At 38.6% G+C, this 25,985-nt stretch carries 23 protein-coding genes; 15 read left to right on the plus strand and 8 right to left on the minus strand.

Annotated features, from left to right (window positions below; all coding sequences use genetic code 11):
- The first annotated feature begins 303 nt into the window (after positions 1–303).
- A complete protein-coding gene (locus ACLCDV_RS08540; RefSeq protein ID WP_317667655.1) occupies positions 304–828 on the plus strand; it encodes a hypothetical protein in 525 nt (174 codons plus the stop codon).
- Positions 829–931: 103 nt separating this feature from the next.
- Positions 932–1,831, plus strand: coding sequence for a flagellar motor protein MotB (locus tag ACLCDV_RS08545; RefSeq protein WP_075994703.1), 900 nt, complete (start codon positions 932–934; stop codon positions 1,829–1,831).
- Between the two features lie 54 nt (positions 1,832–1,885).
- Here the strand turns inward: ACLCDV_RS08545 and ACLCDV_RS08550 are convergent, their stop codons facing one another.
- The 3 genes from ACLCDV_RS08550 to ACLCDV_RS08560 all read right to left on the minus strand — a co-directional run bounded on the left by ACLCDV_RS08550 (position 1,886) and on the right by ACLCDV_RS08560 (position 6,142).
- A complete protein-coding gene (locus ACLCDV_RS08550) occupies positions 1,886–2,518 on the minus strand; it encodes a gluconate 2-dehydrogenase subunit 3 family protein (RefSeq protein WP_294184724.1) in 633 nt (210 codons plus the stop codon).
- Between the two features lie 4 nt (positions 2,519–2,522).
- Entirely contained in the window at positions 2,523–4,259 is a 1,737-nt protein-coding gene (locus ACLCDV_RS08555; RefSeq protein ID WP_120334875.1) for a GMC family oxidoreductase, read from the minus strand.
- A gap of 287 nt (positions 4,260–4,546) precedes the next feature.
- The gene (locus ACLCDV_RS08560; RefSeq protein ID WP_411973428.1) at positions 4,547–6,142 is read right to left on the minus strand and encodes an ABC-F family ATP-binding cassette domain-containing protein; all 1,596 of its coding nucleotides are present in this window, start codon (positions 6,140–6,142) and stop codon (positions 4,547–4,549) included.
- A gap of 228 nt (positions 6,143–6,370) precedes the next feature.
- Here ACLCDV_RS08560 and ACLCDV_RS08565 point away from each other — a divergent pair, with 228 nt between their 5' ends.
- Positions 6,371–7,708, plus strand: coding sequence for a sigma-54-dependent transcriptional regulator (locus ACLCDV_RS08565; protein ID WP_411567684.1), 1,338 nt, complete (start codon positions 6,371–6,373; stop codon positions 7,706–7,708).
- A 110-nt stretch (positions 7,709–7,818) separates the two neighbouring features.
- Here the strand turns inward: ACLCDV_RS08565 and yiaA are convergent, their stop codons facing one another.
- Complete coding sequence (yiaA, locus tag ACLCDV_RS08570) at positions 7,819–8,286, minus strand: inner membrane protein YiaA (RefSeq protein ID WP_046675653.1); 468 nt, start codon at positions 8,284–8,286, stop codon at positions 7,819–7,821.
- A gap of 141 nt (positions 8,287–8,427) precedes the next feature.
- On the opposite strand from yiaA, the gene ACLCDV_RS08575 reads away from it, so the two are divergent.
- The gene (locus ACLCDV_RS08575; RefSeq protein WP_411973429.1) at positions 8,428–9,930 is read left to right on the plus strand and encodes a hypothetical protein; all 1,503 of its coding nucleotides are present in this window, start codon (positions 8,428–8,430) and stop codon (positions 9,928–9,930) included.
- On the opposite strand, the gene ACLCDV_RS08580 is transcribed toward ACLCDV_RS08575, so the two are convergent.
- Both ACLCDV_RS08580 and ACLCDV_RS08585 read right to left on the minus strand, forming a co-directional pair.
- A complete protein-coding gene (locus tag ACLCDV_RS08580) occupies positions 9,931–10,554 on the minus strand; it encodes a murein L,D-transpeptidase catalytic domain-containing protein (protein WP_411973430.1) in 624 nt (207 codons plus the stop codon).
- A gap of 61 nt (positions 10,555–10,615) precedes the next feature.
- Complete coding sequence (locus ACLCDV_RS08585; RefSeq protein WP_411973431.1) at positions 10,616–11,719, minus strand: DUF695 domain-containing protein; 1,104 nt, start codon at positions 11,717–11,719, stop codon at positions 10,616–10,618.
- Positions 11,720–11,951: 232 nt separating this feature from the next.
- Between ACLCDV_RS08585 and ACLCDV_RS08590 the strand changes: the two genes are divergently transcribed.
- The 10 genes from ACLCDV_RS08590 to ACLCDV_RS08635 all read left to right on the plus strand — a co-directional run bounded on the left by ACLCDV_RS08590 (position 11,952) and on the right by ACLCDV_RS08635 (position 22,488).
- Positions 11,952–12,458 carry a BON domain-containing protein gene (locus tag ACLCDV_RS08590; RefSeq protein ID WP_411973432.1) on the plus strand — a complete coding sequence of 169 codons (507 nt, stop codon included), beginning with the start codon at positions 11,952–11,954 and terminating at the stop codon, positions 12,456–12,458.
- A gap of 12 nt (positions 12,459–12,470) precedes the next feature.
- Complete coding sequence (locus ACLCDV_RS08595) at positions 12,471–12,890, plus strand: SH3 domain-containing protein (protein WP_046675658.1); 420 nt, start codon at positions 12,471–12,473, stop codon at positions 12,888–12,890.
- A gap of 228 nt (positions 12,891–13,118) precedes the next feature.
- Positions 13,119–13,958, plus strand: a complete 840-nt coding sequence (locus tag ACLCDV_RS08600; RefSeq protein ID WP_343567255.1) for a hypothetical protein — start codon at positions 13,119–13,121, stop codon at positions 13,956–13,958.
- A gap of 240 nt (positions 13,959–14,198) precedes the next feature.
- Positions 14,199–15,398, plus strand: a complete 1,200-nt coding sequence (gene tyrS / locus ACLCDV_RS08605; RefSeq protein ID WP_336837291.1) for a tyrosine--tRNA ligase — start codon at positions 14,199–14,201, stop codon at positions 15,396–15,398.
- Positions 15,399–15,531: 133 nt separating this feature from the next.
- Entirely contained in the window at positions 15,532–17,289 is a 1,758-nt protein-coding gene (locus tag ACLCDV_RS08610) for an aromatic amino acid hydroxylase (RefSeq protein WP_411973433.1), read from the plus strand.
- Between the two features lie 81 nt (positions 17,290–17,370).
- Positions 17,371–17,730 (plus strand): S-adenosylmethionine decarboxylase family protein, encoded by a 360-nt coding sequence (locus tag ACLCDV_RS08615; protein WP_088160879.1) that lies wholly within the window; start codon positions 17,371–17,373, stop codon positions 17,728–17,730.
- Between the two features lie 3 nt (positions 17,731–17,733).
- Positions 17,734–19,152 carry a hypothetical protein gene (locus ACLCDV_RS08620; protein WP_343567253.1) on the plus strand — a complete coding sequence of 473 codons (1,419 nt, stop codon included), beginning with the start codon at positions 17,734–17,736 and terminating at the stop codon, positions 19,150–19,152.
- A 13-nt stretch (positions 19,153–19,165) separates the two neighbouring features.
- Positions 19,166–19,384, plus strand: a complete 219-nt coding sequence (locus ACLCDV_RS08625; RefSeq protein WP_088163497.1) for a DUF350 domain-containing protein — start codon at positions 19,166–19,168, stop codon at positions 19,382–19,384.
- On the plus strand, positions 19,377–20,894 hold the full coding sequence (locus ACLCDV_RS08630; RefSeq protein ID WP_343567252.1) for a polyamine aminopropyltransferase: 1,518 nt from the start codon (positions 19,377–19,379) through the stop codon (positions 20,892–20,894). Before ACLCDV_RS08625 ends, ACLCDV_RS08630 begins: the two co-directional genes overlap by 8 nt.
- Positions 20,872–22,488, plus strand: coding sequence for an FAD-dependent oxidoreductase (locus ACLCDV_RS08635; protein ID WP_411973434.1), 1,617 nt, complete (start codon positions 20,872–20,874; stop codon positions 22,486–22,488). The genes ACLCDV_RS08630 and ACLCDV_RS08635 overlap by 23 nt, the downstream gene beginning before the upstream one ends.
- A 110-nt stretch (positions 22,489–22,598) precedes the next feature.
- On the opposite strand, the gene ACLCDV_RS08640 is transcribed toward ACLCDV_RS08635, so the two are convergent.
- Positions 22,599–23,498 carry a flavin reductase family protein gene (locus ACLCDV_RS08640; RefSeq protein ID WP_411973435.1) on the minus strand — a complete coding sequence of 300 codons (900 nt, stop codon included), beginning with the start codon at positions 23,496–23,498 and terminating at the stop codon, positions 22,599–22,601.
- A 10-nt stretch (positions 23,499–23,508) separates the two neighbouring features.
- Positions 23,509–24,483, minus strand: coding sequence for a fumarylacetoacetate hydrolase family protein (locus tag ACLCDV_RS08645; RefSeq protein WP_411973436.1), 975 nt, complete (start codon positions 24,481–24,483; stop codon positions 23,509–23,511).
- A 317-nt stretch (positions 24,484–24,800) separates the two neighbouring features.
- On the opposite strand from ACLCDV_RS08645, the gene ACLCDV_RS08650 reads away from it, so the two are divergent.
- A complete protein-coding gene (locus tag ACLCDV_RS08650) occupies positions 24,801–25,958 on the plus strand; it encodes a homogentisate 1,2-dioxygenase (RefSeq protein WP_411973437.1) in 1,158 nt (385 codons plus the stop codon).
- Positions 25,959–25,985 lie beyond the last annotated feature (27 nt).

Genomic DNA, 25,985 nt, shown 5'->3' on the forward strand with positions numbered 1-25,985 from the left:
TTAGGCTTGTAATAAGGTGAAAACAATCTCTCCTAAGAAGCAGCCTAATATAACGCCAAATAAAATCGACAAAATCACTTTTAACCAGACTGGGCTTGTTGCTAAAATCAGTTTCATGTCGCAAAATTGCTTTAAAAATATCCTGGAATGAAGACTTTTCTCTTATTTAAAGCTAGCTGTGGCGATACGATGACATGAATTTTTGGCTTTGTGGTATGATAATTGAAAATTAATAGTTGAATTCGATTTTTTTAGTAATTTAAGTCGGAAAATGAAATTGTTGAAATAGCCTGATTTATAATTATGATAACACGAATAGTATTGACAATTGCTCTATTTACTTTAACAAAAGTTGGGCTTGGCCAACAGGTGAATATTGATAAAATTCGAAAAGAATATGCGGAGGCCGTGAAGGACGAAGATCTATGTGAACATAATTTGGAGGTGCTGACGGAAGGTGCCAAATCACCGACCGAGAAAGTATACCTGGCCGCCTATCAGATACTTTTAGCGAAACATATCGGCAATCCTTTTAAGAAAGTTGGGCAGTTCAAAGAGGGCAAAAAGCATTTGGAAGAAGTGATTAAGGAAAATCCAAATCATATTGAAGCACGGTTTATACGTTGGAGCGTACAGGTCCATGCGCCTTCTTTTTTGGGATATAACAATAATATCCTTGAGGATAAAAATTTTCTTGTTAAAAATCTTTACAAATTACCCAATGAAGAGGCTAAATCAATTATTTATAATTATCTCAAAGGCGCAAATCCCTATCTTAAAGGTGCGCAAGTATTTAGCGCCACAGAGCTGAAGGAGCTAGCCCAATAGGACGTTAAAGGTTGTTAATTTGACAAGGCTGTGGGGCATTTTGGCGAGAATATTGCGTATCTTGTTCTATGAATTAATTCAACATCTACAAAAAGAGTATATCATGAAGAATTTAGTTTTTCCAATGACTGTATTAACGGCCAGTTTGTTTGTTATCGGATGTGGTGTTAGCAAAAAGCAATATGCTGGTTTACAGTCTGACTATAGTAAATTACAAACGGAGCACAGTCAATTGACCAAACAATATCAGGATGGACAGCTTCAATTGGCTGAAGGTCGGACACGGATCAAGAGTTTAGAAGATCAGTTGGCCTCTGAACGGCAAAATAATGCGGATCTCCGATCGGCTTATGCTGCTTTGCAGAAATCGCTCGATAACAGTATTAATCAGAATTCACAGGGAAATATTAATATTTCCAAGTTGGTTGATGAAATTAACGCTTCAAATAAATATATTAAGCATCTCGTTGAGACGAAAAACAAATCCGATTCCTTGAATCTGGTATTGACCAATAATTTGACAAGATCGCTTAGCCGTGAGGAATTGCAGGAAGTTGATGTACAGGTATTAAAAGGGGTAGTTTATATCTCACTTGCTGATAATATGCTTTACAAATCCGGCAGCTATGAAATTAATGATAGAGCCGACCAGACATTAAGTAAAATTGCGAAAATTATCCAAGATTACAGAGATTATGAAGTATTGATTGAAGGTAATACCGATACCGATCCAATTTCTAAACCTAATATTCGGAATAACTGGGATTTAAGTACATTACGGGCTTCTTCTGTGGTACAGGCTTTACAAAATAAATATGGTGTGGATCCTAAACGCTTAACTGCAGGTGGTAGGGGAGAATATAATCCAATTGCAGATAACACAACGGCTCTAGGTAAGCAACGGAATAGAAGAACGCAGATTATTATCACCCCTAAATTGGATCAATTTATGGAGTTGATTGATAAGGCTCCGGAGGCTACTGAGGTACCATCGGCACAATAGATTTTAATGAGGTAAATAAAAAAATCCTTTCCGTTTTCGGAAAGGATTTTTTTATTATCCAAAGAATTTAGTCGGGTCAAAACCGTGCTCTTTCAACACATCATCTGGTACACCATTCCAGACTCCAGGTTTATTTCCGGCATAGCCGATATCTTTCACACCCATTTCACTCGTGTAAAATCCCGAGGAAGTCAGGTTGCGCATCAATGAAAAGAAGGCTGCACCTTGTTTCATTTCCGGTTTTGCCAAATCAGGGTAGGCAATATCATCTACCAATGCAAGTTGATCTTTTGCACTGCATTTGATAAATACTGTTCCGTAACGCTTTTTGGATTGGAGGTCAAGCCAACGAAGTCCGCCACGCATAGGGATTTTATTATCAGGCAAATCTTTTACGATAAATTCGATGAAATCGGGCACTCCCGCTTCCGAAGCACTTCCTGAAATGTTATCCTTAGGAATAATAATATCTGCCAAAACAGTGATTGTAGCCATTTCATGTTCGTCAAAAAACTTTTCGGCATATAATTGTTCCGTGCGTTCGTATTCAAAATCCTGGACTCCAGGTAATTTTTTGCTATTGTCTGCTACTGCATTTTTAGCATCTTTTGAATTGCAAGCTGCGGTTAAAAGACCAGATCCAGCTGCAATTAATCCTAATGCTCTTAAAGATTCTCTTCTATTCATGCTTTTAACCGTTTAATTTTTTCTTTTCTTGAAGTATATATTCTGCTGTCCGCATTGATAAGGCGAGTATTGTCCAGGTTAGATTTTTGTCACCTTGTTGTACAAATGGTCCCGCATCCACGACGTAGAGATTTTTACAATCGTGCGCTTGTCCCCATTTGTTCAAAACGGAGGTTTTAGGGTCATTTCCCATTCTTGTGGTACCACCTTCATGAATAATTTTTCCGGGAGCTTCCAGGCCATACAATGTATCTGCTCCTGGTATTTTAGAAGTAATTACAGCGCCCATTTCGTGCATAATAGACTGAAATGTCTCTTGCATATGTTTGGCTTGTGCTATTTCTTCATTAGCCCATTTGTAGTTGAAACGTAGCACAGGAATTCCGAATTTGTCGACTTTATCGGGGTCAATTTCACAGTAATTGTCTTTTCTTGCCAATGCCGTTCCCCGGCCTGCCATACCTACATTTGCACCATAATAGCTACGGAAATCTTCTTTTAATGCAGTACCATAGCCGCCTTTGGCTTTTGACTTCCCATCCGAATTTTTTGCCAGGTCATTTACTTTCGGTACCCAATTCAAAAATCCATAAGAGGGCATATGTAAACCACCGCCATATTCGATGTGGTAACCTCTTGGGAAATTCAACTTGGCATTATCTTCCCACCATGGTGAATAAATATGGACACTTCCAACGCCATCCTCATTATAACGCTTCCGGTCAAGTAGTTGTGGTAAAAAGCCCGATAAACTGGCCCCTGTAGAATCGTGGAGATATTTTCCGACTAAACCGCTGCTATTACCAACACCCCCAGGATGCGATTTTGATTTGGAATTTAACATGATCCGCGCGCTTTCACAGGCACTAGCACCCAAAATAACGGTTTTCCCTTTAACGGTATATTCCTGCAAATCCTTGGTGTTTACATAAGAAACACCAACTGCAATTCCTTCATCATTTGTAATGACTTCCCTTACCATTGCATTGTCTATCACCTTTAGGTTACCTGTTTTCATCGCTGGAATAACCAGACAAGATGAAGAAGAAAAGTCCCCATAAACTTTACATGCACGACCACATTGGCCACAGTAGAAACAGGTACCTCGATCTTTAATATCTTTTGATACTTCGGTTAGCACGGCTCCTCTTCCAGGAATCACTGGAACTCCAGCTTTTTTGGCGCCTTTTGCAATATATAATTCGTTTAAGCGTGGCTTAGGTGGTTTCATAAAAATACCATCGGGTTCGTTATGAATACCTTCTGCCGTGCCATATATTCCGATCATTCGATCGACACGGTCATAAAATGGCTTAACTTCTTCATAAGTGATAGGCCATTCGTCTGTTACTCCATCCTTTGGCTTGAAATCGTCAGGTCCCATACGTAATGAAATTCGACCCCAGTGGTTGGTTCTGCCGCCCAGCATACGTGCTCTAAACCATTCAAATTCAGTTCCCGCTACCTTGCTGTAGGGTTCACCTTCGATTTGCCAGCCACCGAAGGCTGCGTCAAAATCCCCGAATGGTCTTGTGGTACCGGCTCCTCTTCTTGGAGATTCCCAAGGCCAGCGTAGTTGTAACGAATCTTTTGCTGGGTCATAAAAAGGACCTGCTTCCAGCATCAATACTTTAAGCCCCGCATGTGCAAGTATATAACCTGCCATACCACCACCTGCGCCGGAACCAACTACGATGGCGTCAAATAATTCGGGATTTTCTTTAATTTGATAATCTGACATAATTAAATGAAGTAATTAATTGAGAGGCCTGTGCGATACATCTGCCCTAAGGCTGCTATGTAAATGAGAAGGTTCAATTAATTTAATGGTTATTGTTTCATGTTTAAAATCATCGTGAATATATCGATAAAAATTCGTTTTTTTTAAATTAATTTATCGATTTAGCAGATTTTAAATAAAGAATATGGGATTGTTACAAAAAATACCGTGTTTTATTAAAATTTTATAGGAAGCAGTCATTGAATACTGCGTTTATTCCGTTGCAACGAAATAAACGCAGTTGTCATTTACAGGTCTTTTAGTTTGATGACTTTGTTGATATGGATCTCCTGTAGAAAGACCGCATCATGTGAAATGACGAGTAGCGTACCTTTATAAAGCTGAATCGCTCGGGTTAGAATCCGGATATTTTGAAGATCTAAATTGTTTGTTGGTTCATCAAGGATAATTAGATCCGGCGACTGTTGCTGAATGGTGAGACAACATAATATCAGACGCATTTTTTCACCACCACTCAACAATTGGCAAGGCTTGTCCCAATCGTCTTTTCCAAATAAGAACCGATTGAGCCTAATTTTGATCTCATGTTCAGGTAGTGCGTCGCTATTGAATTGCTGGGCCTGTTCATAAATACTTAGATGCGAAGACAAAATGGAGTATGTTTGATCTAAATAGATCGAACGAAATGATTGACGTTCAATTTTTCCTTGTACAGGTGTCAATTGGCCGAGTAGAAGTCTGACCAATGTCGTTTTACCAGATCCATTCTGTCCTTGTAGTGCGATACGATCTCCACTGAATAATTGAAAGTTGATATTAGCTGGCCAGAGTCCTTGTGAGTCATACTTGAAATTGACATTTTCGACTTTGACCATACTCTTTCCGGTTGGAAAAGCACTGTTTCCTAAATCTATTTTAATCTCGTCCAGTGCAGATTGTGAACCTCGGAGTTCCTGTAGATCGGATTTGATATCTCCAATTTTGTCCTGATGCACACTTTTTATTTTGGCGGTACTTTTTTCAGCATTGTTGCGCAGTGTATTCATCATAATACGCGCTACACCTGCCTTTTCCTGTTTTTTTTGACCGCGGTTGTTTAATCTATTTTGGCGTTCGATTGTTTCTCTTTCTTTCTCCTTTGCAATTTTAATCGCCCTTTCCTTGTGGTGAATATCTTGTTGTAACGCATGGCGCTCGGTCTCTTTTTGAGTTTCGTAAAAGGCATAGTTCCCCCCATACCGCTTGATACCTTTTGGGGTCATTTCGGCCATGTCATCCAATAAATTAAGCAGGGCTCTATCGTGGCTAACAATAATCACTGTGTTTTTGCTTGATTGAATCCAATCGTATAGTAGCGTTTTGCTATCCATATCCAAATGGTTGCTGGGTTCATCAAGAAGAATAAGTTCGGATCGGTGAATGTGGATTCCGGCCAATAGGACTTTTGTTTTTTGTCCACCACTAAGGGAAGACATCTTCTGTGTCAACTGGATGTGGGGCAGATCCCATTGCGCGAAGGCTTCTTGGCATCGTTCCTCCAAGGTCCAATCATCTTGAAGTCTATTGAAATTTTCTTCAGACGCATCGCCAGCTAATATCGCGTGGAGTGCATCTAATTTTTGGGCAATGCCAAGTGCTTCGGCGACTGTGTTATCCTCAAATTGTCCCACAACTTGAGGAACATAATAGGTGCTGGTACTGACTTGTACGCTGCCACTGGAAGGCGATAGTTCTTTGGTAATCAGTCGCAATAAAGTTGATTTACCGACACCATTGTGGCCGATGAGCGCTATTTTCTCTTGCGCATTGATGTGTAGATTTATGTTCCCAAACAATAAATCTTTATTCGGATGTATATAAGAAAGTTGTTGTAATGAAAGCATGTTGAAATTCTTTAAATGTTAGAAAAAACCATTTGGACAGGTATTGTCAATGGATGGTATTTATTTCGTTCTAAAGAATTTTAATCTTACATGCAGTTTTAAGGATGTTGAGAGAAGCAAATATAGCGTTTTTATTTTGATGACGGGAAAGTTTTTGAGAAATAGTCAAATTGTTTATTTTTCTACTATTTGCTTCGGACAAATTGTACTTTTGAAAAAACGAATATTGTGAATAGAATTCTCCTTATAGATGACGAAGAGAAACTTCGGAAATTGATGGCCAAAATTATTAGCCTGGAAGGTTTTGATGTGATTGAAGCAGCTGATATTAAATCGGGGTTGAAAAAGCTTGAAGTCAGTGATGTAGACGTTGTACTTTGTGATGTTAAACTGCCTGACGGTAATGGGGTAGAAACGGCCAAATTAATTAAAGAACGGTATCCAATTGTAGAGATTATTCTATTGACGGCATACGGGAATATCCCGGATGGTGTTCGGGCGATAAAAAATGGTGCTTTTGAATATATTACCAAAGGAGATGACAATAATCGCATTATACCCCTGCTTTATAAAGCCAGTGAAAAGGTTGCATTGGCAAGAAGGGTACAGCAGTTAGAAAAGCGATTGGGAGATAGACTTTCTTTCGATAAGATTATTGGAAAATCTAGTGCAATAAAGGCCGCCATCGGCATGGCACAAAAGGTTGCTGTTACAAATACAACGGTCTTACTAACAGGCGAGACGGGGACCGGCAAAGAGGTTTTTGCGCAGGCGATCCATCAGGCAAGTGCGCGAAGAGATCGTGGTTTTGTGGCTATTAACTGTGCCGCATTTACGAAAGATCTGTTGGAAAACGAGCTGTTTGGCCATAAATCCGGAGCCTTTACCGGTGCTACTAAAGATCAGCGGGGCTTGTTTGAAGAAGCGCATTTGGGGACTATTTTTCTGGATGAAGTCGGAGAGATGGCTTTGGAACTTCAGGCCAAAATTCTCCGTGTTTTGGAAACGGGCGAGTTTTTGAAAGTAGGGGATTCCAAACCAACTAAAGTGGACGTACGTATCATAGCCGCGACCAACAGAAACCTCGAATCCGAAATTGCTTCTGACCATTTTAGGAGTGACCTATTTTATAGGTTGTCTGTTTTTACGGTTGAATTACCGCCATTGCGCGAACGTACTCAAGATATAGCGACTTTGGCACAATATTACGCTGATATCTTTGCTTTAAAATCCAACTTGAAACCTCTGCAGATGACCCCTGAGTTTGTGCAGGCATTGGAAAGTAACCCATGGCGAGGGAATATACGCGAATTGAAAAATGTAATTGAACGCAGTGTGATTTTGAGTGAGGGCGGTGTACTGGATGTTCAGAGTCTTCCTTTCGGTGAGCGTGATGTTAGGGAAGGTTCGGGTGTCTTGTCAAACTTTTCGATGGCTAACATGGAAAGACAGCATATACAACGTGTATTGAAACATACGAATGGAAATAAAGCTGAGGCCGCTCGACTGCTAGAAATCGGTGTGGCTACTTTGTATCGAAAAATCGAAGAATATAAAATCCAATAATTTGATTGTTAGTTTTCTCAACATGATTAATTCTTTGCGTCAGTATTCGGTTCGTTTGGGATTGAAAGATCCTGCAGCTTGCTACGCAGAGGCTGCAGGATCGGCACCCGCTAAAGTTTTATTTCATTGTCATCGATAAGTTTTGCATCACGTGTATTTTTTTGTACTGCGATAGCTGAAAAAATACTCAATGAGAAGGACATTGCATAGAATCCTTTTTCACTTAACAGCAGGTCCGCGTTCCATAGGCCTACAGTTAATAGCACGACGGCAGCAATTGTGGCAAACCAGCTTAAACCGTAGTACAATTCGGTAACAGCTAGTCCTTCTGCTTTATCTCTTACACTTTTTTGAACGGAGATAACCGCAAATAGCGCAAATAGTAAAATTGTAAAATAATACCCTTTTTCATTTAATGCCATTGTTGCATTCCATAAGCCTACACAATAGCCAACGGTGCCAACCAATAATGCAGTCCATGAGGCTCCAATAAATGCTCCTGTTGGTTTAAATGGGTTTCTTTTGTCTAAATTTCTTTCAGCCTTTTTTTCTTCGATCATGTTTTTTAGCGGTTCCATAATTTTCTTGTTTTAGTTTTAATTTGTTGTTGTTTTATGATTCAAATATCGATAGGAACTAATTATTTTAAAACTTGAATTTATAAGAATACTGACGATATAATTTTGTTTAATATATTTGTTTAATTCTAAATTTAAGCTATGGCGGACGCGATATCGGATCTCCTATTATTATTGAATAAAGATGATATTAGGGATTTTAAGACCTTTTTGAAACAAAAGAATAAGCGAAATGATGTGAAGAATATCAAGTTACTTGAGATTATAGAAACTGATGATATAAATAAGCTAAAAAAGTTATATGATCCCATTAAAAACCGGGATGCTTATCACGCATTGAGGAAGAGGCTTCATGATAGTCTTTTGTTTTTTCTCTCAAATAAGGTTTTTGAACGAGACAACAGTGAAGCCCACGAAGCGTTGAGATTATTTGTTGTGGGCCGTTTTCTATTGGAAAGTCAGTTCATTAAGATTGGATTCAAATGTCTTCAACGGGCTGAGGACAAGGCTCTTGTTCTGGAACAGTTTAGTCTGCTGAACGAAATCTTGCAAATCAGACTACAATATGCACATTTAGATCTCAATGTCAATTTGGAATTACTTATCGATCGTTTTACCGAAAATCAGCAAAAACATCAACAAGAAGCAAAATTTCAGATTGCTTATGCGCTATTGCGTTCAGCATTGCAGGATATTCATTTGAAAGCAAAAATAATTGATATCAATAAGTTGATTTTGAGTGTGCTGAGTAAATACAGTATTTCTTTGGATGATCTCTTATCATTTAAATCACTTTATCAACTTCTGTATATTGCAAATGAGTATGCAGCAATACATCAAAACTATACACTGGTTCGTTCTTTTTTAAAAACAGCAGATAATTTTTTGATGAAGTACGATGAACAATCAGCGCATCAGCTATTTTACTATCTTCATATTTTGTATTATCTGGCCAATTTTAATTTGAGGAACGGATTCTTTAATGAGAGCATCGGGTACTTAGAACGCTTGAATGAAGTTTTATCTCAAGGAAATGCGGTTTTTCGAGTCCAGTTTCAGCTGCGGTGCCATTTGTTGATGGCATTGAATTTCCATTACCTTGGCGATGGAGTAAAAGGTCTTTCCGTGTTAAGGGCGGGGATTAAACAAGCTTCACCAAAATCAAGTGAGGTTGATCTTGCGGATCTACAGTTGTGTTTGGTGATGTTTTTAACGCAATTTGAAGATAAAACAGCATTGATTGAGCTTCGACAGTTGATTCGAACAGATGCTTGGTACGAGAAGAAAATGGGCATGTTGTGGACGATTCGGAAGAGTCTGCTTGAAATCTTGATCCATATTCAATTCGATCACATCGATTTGGCAACCTTGAAATTAAAAAGCTTTGTCGGTAGGTATAAAAAATACTTGCTGAATGTCAAGGAAAACAGAGTGATTGATTTTGCCAAATTGGTAGAGAAATATCTTTTAAATCCAGCAGTTATTCAAGGGAAATCCTTTCGGGCAGCTGTTCAAACTATGGCGGAGGACAAAGAAAATAAAGATTTATTTATCATGGGATTTATTGCTTGGTTGAAAGCTCTTACTGTTTCTCAAAGTCCGTATCAGGTTTTATTGAACTTGATCAAAGAAAATAGCTGGTGATCAATAATAAATATGTAAGACGATTTGTTTCTTTGAAGAGTCAATCAGGTTCTGTAGTCTTTTGTAGAATTCGACGTTTACCATAGGACAGCCTTCACTGAGACATACTGGATCTACTTGTTCATCGTAAGGCATGCGGTCATATTTGTGTAGAACGATGTTTCTAGCATATGCATTGCTATTGGAGCTATCTAAGCCATATAATTTATATGCTTTTCCAAATTTACCGTTATACGAGCTGCCGATAGCGTAACTACCTAGCGATGTCGCATGAGAGTTATCTGTATTGCTAAATTGCAAAAGATTCTTTTTTCCGGTTTCGGAGCCGGATCCATGCGCCACTAGCCCTTGATCTAGAATCCGATCTGTTTTTAGATCTACGACAAAAAAACGATTTCTTCCCGAGGGGCTTTTCATATCCAAGAGAAAGGATATGTCACTATTATACTTTTTGTTGTTTATGAGGCGTTTTTTTACGTTCTTTATTGCCATCGTATAGCGAAAGGCGTCTGAAGGAGCATTTTCTTCCTTATCAACAACGGCTAAAAGCGTGTTTTTTTGAATGGTTTTGTATGTGATAAGGCTAATTCCAAGGATAATAACCAAAAGAATGATTTTATTCATGTAAATAAAGCATATTTCATAAAGTACTTTTATTGAAACTTATGTCTGCTGTTCGAGAGACCTATTCTATTTGTTTATAAAATCGTTCGAAGGTTTTCCAGTATTTATCTTTGTAGATGCTATAATCAATTTGAAGATTGTCCCTGTATTCTTCGATTAATCGATCAATCGTTCGTGAGGCTTTTCGGAATTCTGTACAAGCCAAGTAAATTTCCCTGAGGTTATCGGCAGTTTCTCTTCCGATATTAAGAAATCCAATATCATTTGGAAGACTGTCCATTAATTCTTCTTCAAATTTATCCATTAAATCGTAAGTCTCCTGATCGGGCATGCCATTGGTTGCTGTTCCGTCATAATTAATCTTTAATGTAACTATCCAAGGGTGAGAAGCTTTTCCATCCCAGTCTAATAACGTCGTATTGATGATAGCAAAGATAGGTAAGTCGTTCTCCAGGATGCCCTCAAAAGCAGTGTATGTGTCATCTGCGGCCCGGTGCCTAACGTCGGTATATTTTTCCACAAATTCCTTTTCCCGCCAGATCAAATAGTCTTTTAATTTAAGTAGAGGAATCAGCTCTTCCGTTGCAAGCTCTTTTGAGGTGACATTCAAGTTATCTATGGCTATGATCGAGTTCAATTCCCCAATGTAATTGTCGAGAAATATTTCTATCCCATGAGAAATATTGGCTTTGTTCTCTTCCGTAAAATCGGGGTGAACAATAACAATATCGACTTCATCTGGATGGTATTTATGTTGAATGGGGTAAAAAAACATATCCTTGATGTCAAAAGTGAATCCATACATCGTGATTTTGAATTTTTCCATATCCGCAATAGCGGGTTTTAATGCAGTAAATTTCCAATGCGCTAATACTGGAGCAGAAGCGATCAGATGTTCTACAAACGCAATGTTTTTGATGACACCATCTGGCGTGACGACAAGTTCTGCAGTGTCATCATCGTACATTCCCGTTAAGAAATACAGTTCCTTGCGAAGAGCATCTATCTTCGGCGAAAGTTTGCTGAAAAAATTCTGATCAATTTGTTCTCCAGTCTTGACGATTTGAAAAAATGCGTGTTCGTTTTTTGTAAACCAATCCCAAAAATCCCCTATACTGTCCTTTTTATTTTCTTTTTTACCAAAAATATTGTTCAAAAATCCCATAATTAATAGCTGTTTGATTGAATCATCAAAGTGCGTATCTGTTACTTAAAATGTTTTTATAACCACAGAGGATTAAATGATCCGAATGAAACAATCATGAATACCTCTGTTCCTAAATTTAATTATATAATTATAATCCGGCAAGGGAATTTAAGTTTAAAAATAATTGGACAAACAATTGCGTATGGAGTTTGTTAGGATTATTGTTGAATTATAAATTAAAATTGGTCTTATGAAATTTAGCAAATTAACATTTTGTCTATTGGCAACTACAATTGTGCTTTCCTTTACGGCTTGCAAATCAGGTTTATCTGACGAGAAGTTGGAAGAAAAGATCGAAAATGCACTTACCGGTCGTAAAACCGTGGACGTCGACGTTAAAAAAGGGGAAGTTATCTTAAGTGGCACGGTTGCTTCCGAAGAAGAAAAGCAACAAGTGGAGTCTATTGCTAAAACAGCAGGCGATAAGGACATCAAGTCTATTCAAAACAATATTATCGTTAGCGCCCCAGTGTCGTCGACTCCAGCTCCTATTGAGGTATCCAATAATGATGCGGTGCTTGGAGCAGCAGTGAATACGTTTATGAAGGATTTTCCTACGGTACAGGCAAGTGTAAAGGATGGTGTGATCGCTGTTACAGGTACTTTGGAGCAGCCTAAGATAATCACCTTAAAACAAGGTTTGGATAACTTAAATCCCAAAAAAGTGGATCTAAGCGGTATTGTTGTCAAAAAATAAAATAGTGAAATTATGTCATTGCAGGAAAAATATAAGGTTCTTTTAGATACGGCACAATCTTCAGGTGTAAATGACCTGAACTATGCCGAAATGGATGGAGTATTGCAAATTCGTGGTACAGCACCAACAGCAGATGTGAAAAATAAGCTCTGGGAAATATACGGTAATATAGATCCTAATTTCCAAACCGGAGATGTGGTCTTAAATGTAGATGTTGCAACGGAAGTGCCCGGAAGCCAGGTGAAAGTTATAACAGAAAATAGCAATTTGAACATTCGAAAAGGCCCCGGTACAGACCAGCCTATCGTGGGAAAAGCAGCTAAAGGAGAAATCATCACATTGATTAGTAAGGCTAATGATCAATGGTGGTTGGTGAGAACCAAAGATAATGAAGAAGGGTATTGTTATGCACAATATTTAGAGTCTGTTTAGTTCTCGAATGTTATTCGCATGATGGGTACCCGTACCAATTGGCTTTGAAAAAAGGGGAGTTATGGATAAATAACTCCCCTTTTTTCATTTCACGCTTAAGCTTGTCTGTTCTGTAATATGGAGGTACTACAGCATCTATCGTATTGGGGAATTATTTGGAAAATCAACCGTATTTTAATTTTTGGTGTAATAATTGTATCATTACAATTGCAACAATTTTATTACATTATGTCGAAATCACGTTTTATCCTATTATTATGCTTGTGTTTAGCTGTTCAGTTGGGAGTTGCGCAAGAGTATGTTCGCTTGGACAAAGATCGTTATCAATTGCATTTATCAGAATATCCAAAAGATACAATCCGGGTACTTGAAAAAGGTAAAGAAACGAAGTTGAAACAGGGTAAATATATTCTGCAGAAGAATCAATTTATGGGACTTTCCAATGCATTTATAACGATTAATCAGGATGGCATTGTCGATGGTGATTTTAAAATTGAAAAAGATGGGCGTACCGGTGATGTTATCGTAAGACATGGTGTATTACAGCAAATGACTGTGAAATCTGCTGCATTGCCAGACTTTCAATACACCATAACGGATAGTTCAAGTGTGCAGCGTAATTTTAAGAATGGGAAAATCAGTCAGGAAAAAACGGTATTCTACCGAGCTGCAAATAGTGGTAAAAAAGTGACAAAAGTCTTCTTTGATAATTACTATACGGTTGAAAATGATTTTGACCATACCCGAGCTGACTATCGATTAGACAATACCTTAATGTATAGCGCCAAATTGAATTGTGGTGGGCAGATACAGGAATCAAAGTCATTTGATACCAATGGTCAATTACTAAAACATACCTATCGGAAAGCTAAAATTGATTACACTGATCTGTATCAGAATAATAATCTCGTTGAGCGGAAATATAACCTTAATAACTGCTTTTACCATGAGTATTTTAAGAATTCATTGTTGGTGCATAAGGTCGTGGAGAAAAAGGATAAAGGGAATACAGAAAAGTATGTTTACAATGGAGCCGGAAAATTGATAAGCAAAAATACCGGCGGATAATTTAAAAATGCATATCGAATCAAGTATGGATGCCAATATTTTTGCATTTTAAAAATATAGCACTACCTTTGTCAAGCAATGAAGAAAATGAACAACATATTACGTCTTCCATTTTTCTTTAATTATTATCGCCCGATAATCGTTCGGGACCCCTATGCCTATTAAATTAAGAAATTCAAATTATTATTTATAGCTAAGCCCGAACATAACGTTCGGGCTTTTTTTATTTTATATAACATCATGTTAAAAGAGTTAGAAGAAAATATCGAAATTATTTTACCGAAGGAGGGGCTTGCATCGAAGTTGAAGGAGGCTGAAGAGAAGAACCGACCATTGATTATAAAACTTGGTTTTGATCCAACAGCGCCGGATCTTCATTTAGGGCACGCTGTAGTGTTAAAGAAACTACGGCAGTTTCAGCAGCTGGGGCACGAAGTCGTGATCCTCGTTGGTAGTTTTACAGCTCGGATCGGCGATCCTACAGGAAAAAATAAAGCCCGTAAACCTTTGTGCCAGGATGCGATAGCGCACAATGCGGCAACTTACATTGCGCAGTTGTCTAAAATTATTGATGTTTCAAAAGCGAAAGTTGTTTTTAATGGAGACTGGTTGGATCAACTAAATTTTACAGAAGTTATCCAGCTGGTATCGAAAGTCACCGTCGCTCAATTGATGCAGCGGCATGATTTTAATAAGCGTTTTAACGAAAACCAATCAATAGCCATGCATGAATTGCTTTACCCGATATTGCAGGGCTTTGACTCTGTACATGTCAATAGTGATATCGAAATGGGGGGAACGGACCAACTGTTTAATTGCGCGATGGGCCGGCAGCTACAGGAATCTTTTGGACAGGATCCACAAATAGTACTGTGTATGCCCTTGTTGCGCGGGCTGGACGGAAAAGAAAAAATGAGCAAATCATTAAACAATACGATCGGTCTTTTGGATGAACCGAATGAAATGTTTGGTAAAACCATGTCTATTCCTGATCACTTAATTCCAGAATATATTGACTTGACAACTGATTTCAATCAGGAAACCAAACTTGGCATGAAGACCCGTATTGAAATGGGCGAAAATCCAATGGAAATTAAGAAACTTATTGCACATAATCTAGTTGCTCAATACCATGGCGAAGAGTTTGCGACCAGTGCGGTTGATTTTTTTGTTAAGCAATTTCAGAGCAAGAAATTAGAAGAAAAGGCTTTTGAGGAGGTGTCGGGTCAAATATTGCGCGAACAGTTTGGTAAACAGATTAAACTGGTCGATCTATGTCATTTCCTAAAGGGGACAACAAAGTCAGCGATGCGAAGATTGATTATAGGCGGTGCAGTGCAGATCGATTCAATAAAACAGCTGAATCCGGATCTGATGCTTGACTTAAATACGTGTTTTAAAATTAAATTAGGTAAAAGAGCTTATTTTAGAGTTATCTAGTAAGGTTTGCGAGGGTATACTTTTTTAATATTTTGCTAAAAGTGGTAAAATAATATCTTGGTTCTTTCTTAAACCATAAATAATTTCTACCTTCATATAGGAGTCTCATACTTTATTTTCATACCAATTATAGATGGAAACATATAATAACATTGTTTTGGAGCGGTTGCCCAAACATTTGAAACGCTATGTAGTAGCCCAACGATATGAACGTTACACCGCGCTGGATCAGGCATTGTGGCGTTATGTCATGCGTCAGAATTATTCTTTTTTGAAAGATGTAGCCTATTACCCTTATATTCCGGGATTGAAGAAAGCAGGATTATCCATCGCGACCATCCCGAACCTACAGGACATGAACGATAGTCTAAAATTAATTGGCTGGGGAGCTGTGACTGTGGATGGATTTATTCCGCCGGCTGCTTTTATGGAATTTCAGGCGCACCGCGTACTAGTTATTGCTGCAGACATACGTCAATTGGAACATATCGAATATACACCGGCACCAGATATTATTCACGAATCTTCTGGACATGCACCTATAATCGGTGAGCCAGATTACGCTACATATTTGCAGTACTTTGGGGAGGTTGGTACGAAAGCACTTTCTTCGGGCAAAGATTTTGAACTCTACGAAGCTATTCGCCACCTATCTATTTTAAAAGAACACGCTACAACAACGGCAGCGGAGTTGGCGGAAGCAGAAAAAAATTTGCAAATCATTCAAGATAATATGGGCGAGCCTTCGGAGATGGCATTGTTGAGTAGGTTGCATTGGTGGACTGTGGAATACGGACTTATTGGAGATCTTCATAACCCCAAAATTTATGGAGCTGGTTTACTGTCTTCCATTGGAGAAAGCGCAAGCTGCATGCAGGAAGATGTGCCTAAGTTGGCGTATGGTTTAAATGCAATCGAATATCCTTATGATATTACCAAACCACAACCACAGCTATTTGTTACACCGGATTTTGAACACCTAAAGCTCGTATTGGATAAATTTGCTGATACCATGGCTTTTCGCGTAGGGGGCAAACAGAGCCTTGACAAGGCAATAGACTGTAAAGCTGTTTGCACTGTGGAATATAGTTCCGGTTTACAGGTGTCGGGCGTTTTTAAGTTGGCCAACGCGGATAAAGATCTCTCTTATATTCAAACACAAGGACCTACAGCTTTGGCGGTAGCAGGTAAACAGCTTGAAGGCCACGGTATCATTTATCATAGCGAAGGGTTTGGCTCTCCAGTAGGACACTTGCGCGGTGCAGATCGTAACTTAGCCGATTTTGATGAAGCAACATTGATTCAATATGGTATAGTGGAAGGGCAGCAGTGTTCGTTAAACTTTGCTTCAGGGATTATTGTATCGGGAATTGTTCAAAAGATTGTACGTCAATTTGGCAAGATTGTTTTGATTTCATTTATAGGATGTGAGGTATACCGTAGCGCTAGGGAAGAGGTGTATTTTAAACCTGAATGGGGAACATACGATATGGCTGTCGGAGCAGAAATAGTATCTGTATTTGCGGGCGCTGCAGATAAAGATGCCTATGATGCGCTGGAAGGGCATTTGGATCAGGATCTATCTTCAATATCTACCCAAACGGAAGATGTAAAACTAGTGAATTGTCATGCTGCAATACGGAATTTGCGGGACAACGGTTTTGATCAAAAAGTCTGGCTGGAGATTTTCAGTCAATTGGGACCGGAAAGTGCCGATCATTGGTTAGGTTTGGTTGAATTATTTGAAATTGCCCAGGCTAATGATGGAACGGAATTAACGGCTCAGGCTGAACAGAGGCTCTTGGAATTTATTATCCTATATCCAAATTTGAAAAAACTGATTGATGATGGATTACGTGTTGCTAAGGAGGAAGATTTAAATAACCACTAGGTTAGATGATCGTGGATTATTATCGTAAATCATGTAAAACTTTCTATATTTGCGGAAACAAAATTAACCGCATTATTTTTGATGAATGATAAGTATACTCCAGGGAGACACTTGCTTTTGACTTTGCAAGTTGAGGACGTATTGTTATTAACTAGTTTGGATCCATTTTTGGAGTTTACGAAAGATCAGATTAAGGTCAATCATTTAAACATTGTTGGCACTTCGACGCATACTTTTCAGGGGGGAGGATTTACAGCTGCAATTTGCTTAATGGAATCACATATATGTATCCATACGTGGCCTGAGTTTGGACAACTCACGTTGGATATTTATTTGTGCAACTATCTGAAAGATAATAGTGATAAAGTCTTTCGATTAGGCAGTCTTTTCAAGGACTATTTTAATGCCATTGTTATTAACGAAACAGTCGTAGATAGATAGTATATGGAAGTTATTTGTGCTGACTGCGGCCATGTTCATAAATTTATTGTGGATGTATCTGATTTCTCTGGTTTTGTATGTGTCAACTGCCATAGTTATTTTAAAGGTACAACACTGGCGACGCTGACGTTTGTCAAAAAGTTTGAAGTTCCCAAAATCTTGCAATGGGCTAAATTGAATGAATCCATTCAATTTAAACGGATGAATTATAGGATTATCACCAAAATTCTTAGACTTACGGCAACAGGGGCTTATGGCAATGAATATGTAGGATTAAATAATGGTAATAAAAATCCGATTTATTTAGCCGATGGTGTCGATTATACAAGTGTTCTACATGCTATTTCCAAGAAAAAGGTGATCGTTACCCCCGATAGCGTTTGTAAATTCGAGAGAGGAAATTATGATTTAACATATACAGATCGACAGCGTGTCATCTATGCCGAAGGTTTTGTGTTTGAAGATTTAGATGCTGAATCTACTGTCAAGACCTATATTCGAACGATAGATGAAGATCGTTTTATTTCAGAGGAGTTTATAGACGATGATATCGAATACTATCAAGGTTCTTATATTGACGAGAAGTCCTACTTTAGTCTATTTGATTTTTATAAAGATTATAAATTCACAAGTGACCTTGTAGGGCGAAAGTTTGAGAAACTTGGGGTTATTTTGGTCTTATTAATAGCATCCATCTTTCTTGCATTAAATTTTAAACAGATCGGAAGTGATGTCTATACTTTTGATGAAACGTTTAAGGTAAAGAAAGCCAGTAGCGAATTTATAGGGACGTCTTTTGAACTAAAAGGAGAGGTTTCAAAAACATTGCTGCTTGAAGGTATATCTGAAGCTAAAAATTATCCGCTTTTTCTGGAGATTAAGCTGGTAAATGAAAAAACAAATGCGGTGATCCAAACAAATTCTTTTGTACATGAAGCTAATGATATTAATTATGCGAGAGGATTGACCGTAGATTTTTGTCGTGTGGGGCCTGGTATCTATCATCTTGTTTTTGTAACGTCATTGTCCAATGCTTCCCGAGATATGGCGCTTGATGTTGAGCTCTCTGAGGATTATAAATTAACCTATGGAGGTACAAGTTATTTTCTTTTCATCTCCTTTTTGGTAGGAGCGATTATTTTATTGTGGGTCTACCGCTATTGGTCCACAGAATTAAAAAATAAAGATTTTTTTATAAGACTTGATCACGTAAATCTTTTTAGTATTTTAAAATTTAGAGGTTTAGGGTTTGTTTTGTTCATTTTTGTTGCCGCATTTATTGTGATAACAGTCCTGGTTAATTCGTCGACCAGTTGTAAAACAACAATCAGCACAAATACATTGGAGGATCATACCTATACGGGTTCTAGAGGACATTATTACCGATCATACTATGATGAAGACGGTTCTGGTCATAAATAAAAACAATATAAACATGAATTACGAATTATTTTATAAAGGAGTAGCAGCTTCATTAATCTACTCAATTGTAGGGATAGCTGTATTGTTGTTGGCTTATTGGGTTATTGAGCGTTTAACCCCGGAAAAATCCTGGCAGGAAATTGTACAGAACAAAAATATGGCCTTGGCGATTGTTTTTGCTGCATTTATTTTAGGGATATCCATAATTATAGCTGCAGCAATACATGGGTAAGAGAAATAATCTGCCCATATTTCTTTTATTGGCAGTGTTTATCATTGCTACTTGTGGTCTGATCTATGAGTTGGTTGCTGGCGCATTGGCGAGCTATCTACTGGGAGATTCTGTTAAGCAGTTTTCATTTATAATTGGTACATACCTGTTTTCAATGGGGGTGGGATCGTTTTTGGCAAAGTATATTACCAAAAATTTATTTGATCGATTTATCGATATTGAATTGATGATCGGACTTATTGGTGGTTGCAGTTCTGTCGTTTTGTTTTTGATGTTCCAGCAGATCGAACATTTTCAGTTTGTGCTCTATTTCTTCGTGTTTCTGACAGGCTGCCTCTGTGGAATGGAAATCCCGCTGCTAATGAATATTTTGAAGGATAGAATACAGTTTAGAGATTTAGTTTCCAATGTTTTTGCCTTCGATTACATTGGAGCTTTGATCGCTTCGGTTTTATTTCCTATACTGCTCATCCCAAAGCTTGGCGTTATGGGTACATCGTTATTTTTTGGTATTATCAATATCTTAGTTGGTGTATTTTTATCGTTCTACCTTTCAAAAAAATTGAAAAATCCAATCTGGATAAAGATGAAATCTGTTTCTTGTTTGGTATTGCTATCCATATTTTTTTTTTATTCAGATGACCTGTTGAAGTATTCCGAAAGCCAATTATATGGGAATAATATTATTTACAAACATTCTACACCCTATCAGCGTATAGTCTTGACAGAAAATAGAGGTGATTATCAGTTGTTCCTAAACAATAATCTACAATTTAACACGAAAGATGAATATCGTTATCATGAAGTATTGGTGCATCCAGCCATGTCTATGGCTAAAGATGTTTCCAATGTTTTAGTTTTTGGCGGAGGGGATGGGCTTGCTGTAAGGGAAATCTTAAAATATCCTGAAGTAAAAAAGGTAACGTTGGTCGATTTAGATGAAGGAATGACAAGATTATTTAAGACGAATGAGCTGTTGGTTCGGTATAATCAAGGTTCGCTAAACGATCCTCGGGTAACTGTCATCAATCAGGATGCTTTTATATGGGCCAAGTCGGCAAAGGATAAATATGATGTCATGATTATTGATTTTCCAGATCCTTCTAATTATAGTTTAGGGAAGTTGTTCACCAACAGTTTCTATCAAACGTTGGCAGCTCTAATGACAGATAACACCATGGTCTCTGTACAGACAACTTCGCCCTATTTCGCTCCCAAATCTTATTGGTGTATACATGAGACCATCGGTTCGGTTTTTCCGAATAATATTGCATACCATACTTATGTACCGTCATTTGGAGAATGGGGTTTTTGTTTATTCTCTATGAATATGCAGCAACGCTTTACTCAATTACGTCGCCGTGTAGATAAAGTTCGTTATTATAATTATAAGTTTGAAGAATTGACAAATTTTCCAGCTGATATGCGTACAACGGAAAAGGTAGAAATAAATCGATTGGACAATCAAATTTTAGTGCGGTATTTTGATGAGGAATGGGGTAAAATCTAATCAATCCAGGCGAGGATTTCTCAAAGCTACAGTTTTATTGGCGCTCGGTGCTCAATTTTTACAGGCCTGTCGAACGAAAGTGAACCATATTTTTCTGCAGCTAACGGGAACCAATCATATTTTGGGTCACCGGCTTCGATTTCCGGATTTCCCTGCTTCGACCGAAGTAATAGAAGTACCCATCCTGATTGTGGGTGGCGGCATAGCAGGGCTTTCAGCAGCTTACCGTCTACAACAGAAGGGCTATTCTGATTTCATCCTTTTGGATTTAGAAGATGAAGTTGGAGGAAATGCCCGGAATGGTCAGAATGCACATAGTGCTTATCCTTTGGGCGCACATTATCTTCCTATTCCCAATGCCTCCAATAGGGAACTGCTCCAATTTTTGGAAGAATCGGGAATTATAAAAGAATGGACTAGCACGGGTAAGCCCATTTTTGATGAAGAACAGCTTTCGTTTGCGCCGCATGAAAGACTGTTTATTCATAATGTATGGCAGGAAGGAATTGTGCCCAGCTATGGGATTTCGGATGCTGAATCCGCAGAACTTGCGCGGTTCTTTCGGCAAATGCAAGATTTCAAAAAGTTGAAAGGTGCCGATGGTAAATATGTATTTGATATTCCCATGCGTAATGCTTCACAGACCCATGATCGAACGGTTCTTGATGGGCAGGATATGCTATCTTGGCTGAAAAGTCAGGGATATCATACCGAAGCTCTTCTGGAATATGTAAATTATTGTTGCCGAGATGACTATGGTACTGGAATAAAGTGTACTTCTGCATTTGCAGGGATACATTATTTTGCAAGTCGCAAGCACGATTGGGACGACTATCAGGATCTGGTGTTGACTTGGCAAGAGGGAAATGGGCGGCTGGCCTCTCATCTCAAAAAATATGTCAAAGGAAAAGTCTTGAATAAAAATATGGCCTTTCGGATTGACTTCAAAGCCGAGAAAGTAGAAGTTTCTGTATATGACGTAGCTAAAGCAATTACGAAAGTTATTAAAGCAGACCGTATTATAAATTGCTGTCCCCAATTCGTCAACCAGTATTTGTTACCAAATAGAACTTCAATAACTAGGGAATTTCATTATGCGCCCTGGATTGTAGCCACTATTGTCTTGCGTCGCTTTCCTTTTGCTGATGGTGTACCTCTTTCTTGGGAGAATATCATCTATAAGGGACATGGATTAGGATACGTTTACGATCAGCATCAAAGCCTAAAGCAATTCAATAGTCCATTTGTAATTAGTTATTATCACAGTTTAGGAGATGGCGATTTAAAACAAAATCGAAAGCAGTTATTTGCTTGGACGGATCAACAATGGAAAAGCTTTATCTTGACTGATCTTGAAAAAGCTCACTATGGAATAGAGAAGGAGATTATTAGTATGGAAATATTTAGACATGGGCATGGTATGATTAGCCCAGTCAAGGGATTTTTGACTTCACAAGCGCGTACTGAACTAGCAAAATCGATTGGGGGCAAAGTATACTTTGCACACTCCGATTTAAGCGGTATTTCGATTTTCGAGGAAGCTTTTTATCAAGGTTTAGATGCCGTAGATCAGCTGATTGCCGATCTTAGCTAAGTGCGCGTTGTTTTACAAAGCTAACGGTCTGGTTAAGTTTTCACTTTCCATTTACTTAGTGCAGCACAAGGAAAGTGAAAGAGATTTATAATGCTAAGATACTTTAATACCTAGCCCCTTAATAAAATTTGCCAGGCTTCATTAAGTTTGCCCGCGTCTAATAGTTGGGCAGCATATTCGTGAATTTTTTGTGTGAACTTTGATGGGCTGTCTTCAAAGTTTAGCTTCAAATAGTTGAAGTACTTATCTTCTTGTTGTGGGGCTTTTAATGTTGGTCGTGTTTCTACATTAGCCAGCAACCCCAGGTGATTTCCGGTTAATACATTCGAAAATCTAATTTTTTCTGGAAGTTGGTCTATGCCAATTCCCAAGCTACGGAGGGGCTTCGGTACAATAAATAAGTTTTCGTCGGTTACGCGACAATACCAATCACCACCGAGCCGGGCTACCAGATCCAAATCTTTTTGTTGAATGGTATTGTTTTTGCCCAACAAGTGTTTATGGATATGCATATAGAGGATCTCGGCGATAACGAGATTTCCAGCTCCTGGCTCATCGCTTAATGCGACAACCTCTCTGACCCGACATTCCAGCTGGACTGGGGATTCGGCTACACGAGGTGGTGCAACTCGAATAGAGGGAATGGGCGTAAAACCCGACTTATCAAATTCATTTATTTCCTTGCCATATTCGGTACTGGCAAGTGATTGTTGCTGGACCATATCGTAGTTAACAATATTGATGACAACTTCATTAACCTCCTGTATATTATCCAATGTATGTTTGGTACTACCATCACGCATGCGCCGCAATGGAGAGAAAACACAGATTGGCGGCTGATGGGACATTAGATTAAAATAGCTGAAGGGGCTTAAATTTATGTTTCCATTGCTATCGATCGTGCTTGCAAAGCAAATTGGCCGCGGTGCAACAGCATACTTAATTAAATTGTCTATAATAGCTTTGTCTTTAACAGATTCAAAGGTGATGGTTTCAAAGGAAGAGGTCATATCCGTAGATTTATGAATGGTATAATACAATAGAATTGGAAAGTTTTCCGAGCGCTGTGATTTCTAGTTCAATCTCATCGCCAAAGTCGAGCCATTGGTCTTTATGATTAGGATCGGCTATGCGTGCCGTGCCATTGAGCTCAAGAAAGCAGCCTGTTCCGACTGTCCCAGAACCGATTATATCACCAGGGAAAATTTGCACACCATAGGAAACACGTTCAATAATTTCTGCAAAGGTCCAGTGCATACTCGCAAAATTACCCGCTGAGACTTGCGTGCCGTTTACTTTACAAGTCATATTGAGCTCATAACAGTCGCCAATATGTCCTGCTGCAGGTTGAACTTTATAAGGTTCCAATTCATCCTTTGTCACCAAGTAAGGTCCAATTGCTGTTGCAAAATCTTTGCCCTTGGCAGGGCCCAAACTCAATTTCATTTCCTCCATTTGAAGTTTTCTGGCACTAAAATCATTCATAATCATATAGCCAGCAATATACTCATCCGCTTGAGCGGCGGGGATATTGATTCCTGGTTTGTTGATGACTATTGCAATTTCTAGTTCGAAATCCAGTTGATTTAAATGTAGGGGCATGCATTGAACGGGACCAGGTCCCTGTATGGACTGATGGTTGGAGAAATAGAAAACGGGAAATTCATCAAATTCAGGGATCATAGCTAATCCGCGGTTTCTTCTCGAGGTTGCGACATGCTGTCGAAAAGCGTAAGCATCACGAAAAGATGTTGGCTGTGGCACGGGGGCGATGAGTTGGATATCGTCTAGTAGACGATAGGGCCTGTTCATAGCTCCTTGACGCAAAGCTGTTTCAAGGATTTGTAGCTGATTCATGGTCTCTTCGCCACCTTTGAGGAAGTCCGACATCGTTGTGGGAAGGTTTTGATCGATGACTGAGCAACTATAAAAGCGGTCGTCTATAACAATGCCCAATTCTTGTTGACCATTTTTAGTGCTAGTGGCAATTCTCATATATGAAGTGTTCTATTGGGTTATTCAATGTTGTTAGCATTCGACACAAATATATTGTATAAGATTTGAAAAAAATATTTCTTCTCTTGAAAATAGAAAAATATTCTTACCTTTATTAAAGCATTATAAACTATAAAAAATGATCAATCGTGGTGTACATCGCTTTGCGTCCTCCATGCCCTATGTTGCTTTTAATAAAGCAATCATAGCTGATATCGTTTTTGCACAATACTAATCTTCTCTTTTACTACTTGCCGATCGTTCTATTGGCAATTTGGATATTCATTTAATTTTATAACCGTTTAAATCGTAGAATTATGCCATTTTATGTTAAACAAGGGCAAATTCCAATGCAGCGACATACTGTTTTTAGAAAGCCCGATAACACGCTTTATGCCGAGGAATTAGTATCCACACATGGTTTTTCCAGTCTTTATTCCTTAGTGTACCATTGTCATCCACCCACACTCGTTAAACAAATAAGAGCGCCTTATGATGTGTCTCCCCGGATTGCCCGCGACAAACATCTTAAACATACCAGTCTAAAGGGATTTCAGGTACAGGCAAAAGATGACTACCTCGAAAGCAGGACACCTGTGTTGGTTAATCAGGACTTACATATATCCTTAGCAGCTCCCCGTCGGTCGATGGGTGACTATTTTTATAAAAATAGCCAGGCAGATGAGATTGTCTTCATCCATCAGGGGATGGGAAAACTCAAGACTGGATATGGGAGTATCCCCTTCAAGTATGGAGATTATTTGGTAATCCCCCGAGGAACGATTTATCAAATGGAATTTGAACAGGAAGATAATCGACTGTTTATTGTTGAATCATTCTCTCCAGTACGTACGCCTAAACGTTATCGCAATGAATTTGGTCAATTGATGGAACACGCGCCCTTTTTTGAGCGGGACATTCGGGTACCTCAAAATTTGGAAACTTTTGATGAACTGGGTGACTTTGAAGTGAAGATCAAGAAGCAAGGGATGATTTATCCGTATGTTTATGGGAGCCATCCATTTGATTTTGTGGGTTGGGATGGCTATCATTTTCCCTGGGCATTTTCGATTCATGATTTCATGCCGATAACAGGTAAATTGCATCAACCACCACCCGTTCACCAGACCTTTGAAACAGATAATTTTGTATTATGCAGTTTTTGCCCGCGTATGTATGATTACCATCCGCATTCGATTCCGGCACCATATAACCATAGTAATGTAGATTCAGATGAAGTCCTATATTATGTGGATGGCGATTTTATGAGTCGAAAATCCGTGGAAAGGGGAGAGATAACGTTACATCCAGGTGGTATACCGCATGGACCTCATCCAGGGACGGTGGAAAAAAGCATTGGGCAAGTGAAAACCGAGGAGTTGGCCGTGATGATCGATCCTTTTCGACCACTGATGTTGACCCAAGAAGCACTCGATATAGAAGATCCAGACTATTATAAATCTTGGATGAGTTAGGAAAAATAAAAGAATAACCTTTATATA

It is taken from the genome of Sphingobacterium sp. Lzh-3, assembly GCF_046764375.1.
Classification (GTDB): Bacteria; Bacteroidota; Bacteroidia; order Sphingobacteriales; family Sphingobacteriaceae; genus Sphingobacterium.

Bases quoted from the DNA above. Each gene is read 5' to 3' on its own strand.
- ACLCDV_RS08635 (WP_411973434.1), top strand. From the start codon at position 20,872: ATGAGGAATGGGGTAAAATCTAATCAATCCAGGCGAGGATTTCTCAAA.
- yiaA (WP_046675653.1), bottom strand. From the start codon at position 8,286: ATGGAACCGCTAAAAAACATGATCGAAGAAAAAAAGGCTGAAAGAAAT.
- ACLCDV_RS08650 (WP_411973437.1), top strand. From the start codon at position 24,801: ATGCCATTTTATGTTAAACAAGGGCAAATTCCAATGCAGCGACATACT.
- ACLCDV_RS08545 (WP_075994703.1), top strand. From the start codon at position 932: ATGAAGAATTTAGTTTTTCCAATGACTGTATTAACGGCCAGTTTGTTT.
- tyrS (WP_336837291.1), top strand. From the start codon at position 14,199: ATGTTAAAAGAGTTAGAAGAAAATATCGAAATTATTTTACCGAAGGAG.
- ACLCDV_RS08580 (WP_411973430.1), bottom strand. From the start codon at position 10,554: ATGAATAAAATCATTCTTTTGGTTATTATCCTTGGAATTAGCCTTATC.
- ACLCDV_RS08590 (WP_411973432.1), top strand. From the start codon at position 11,952: ATGAAATTTAGCAAATTAACATTTTGTCTATTGGCAACTACAATTGTG.
- ACLCDV_RS08620 (WP_343567253.1), top strand. From the start codon at position 17,734: ATGGAAGTTATTTGTGCTGACTGCGGCCATGTTCATAAATTTATTGTG.
- ACLCDV_RS08540 (WP_317667655.1), top strand. From the start codon at position 304: ATGATAACACGAATAGTATTGACAATTGCTCTATTTACTTTAACAAAA.
- ACLCDV_RS08585 (WP_411973431.1), bottom strand. From the start codon at position 11,719: ATGGGATTTTTGAACAATATTTTTGGTAAAAAAGAAAATAAAAAGGAC.
- ACLCDV_RS08615 (WP_088160879.1), top strand. From the start codon at position 17,371: ATGAATGATAAGTATACTCCAGGGAGACACTTGCTTTTGACTTTGCAA.
- ACLCDV_RS08610 (WP_411973433.1), top strand. From the start codon at position 15,532: ATGGAAACATATAATAACATTGTTTTGGAGCGGTTGCCCAAACATTTG.
- ACLCDV_RS08640 (WP_411973435.1), bottom strand. From the start codon at position 23,498: ATGACCTCTTCCTTTGAAACCATCACCTTTGAATCTGTTAAAGACAAA.
- ACLCDV_RS08625 (WP_088163497.1), top strand. From the start codon at position 19,166: ATGAATTACGAATTATTTTATAAAGGAGTAGCAGCTTCATTAATCTAC.
- ACLCDV_RS08550 (WP_294184724.1), bottom strand. From the start codon at position 2,518: ATGAATAGAAGAGAATCTTTAAGAGCATTAGGATTAATTGCAGCTGGA.
- ACLCDV_RS08645 (WP_411973436.1), bottom strand. From the start codon at position 24,483: ATGAGAATTGCCACTAGCACTAAAAATGGTCAACAAGAATTGGGCATT.
- ACLCDV_RS08630 (WP_343567252.1), top strand. From the start codon at position 19,377: ATGGGTAAGAGAAATAATCTGCCCATATTTCTTTTATTGGCAGTGTTT.
- ACLCDV_RS08560 (WP_411973428.1), bottom strand. From the start codon at position 6,142: ATGCTTTCATTACAACAACTTTCTTATATACATCCGAATAAAGATTTA.
- ACLCDV_RS08600 (WP_343567255.1), top strand. From the start codon at position 13,119: ATGTCGAAATCACGTTTTATCCTATTATTATGCTTGTGTTTAGCTGTT.
- ACLCDV_RS08555 (WP_120334875.1), bottom strand. From the start codon at position 4,259: ATGTCAGATTATCAAATTAAAGAAAATCCCGAATTATTTGACGCCATC.
- ACLCDV_RS08575 (WP_411973429.1), top strand. From the start codon at position 8,428: ATGGCGGACGCGATATCGGATCTCCTATTATTATTGAATAAAGATGAT.
- ACLCDV_RS08595 (WP_046675658.1), top strand. From the start codon at position 12,471: ATGTCATTGCAGGAAAAATATAAGGTTCTTTTAGATACGGCACAATCT.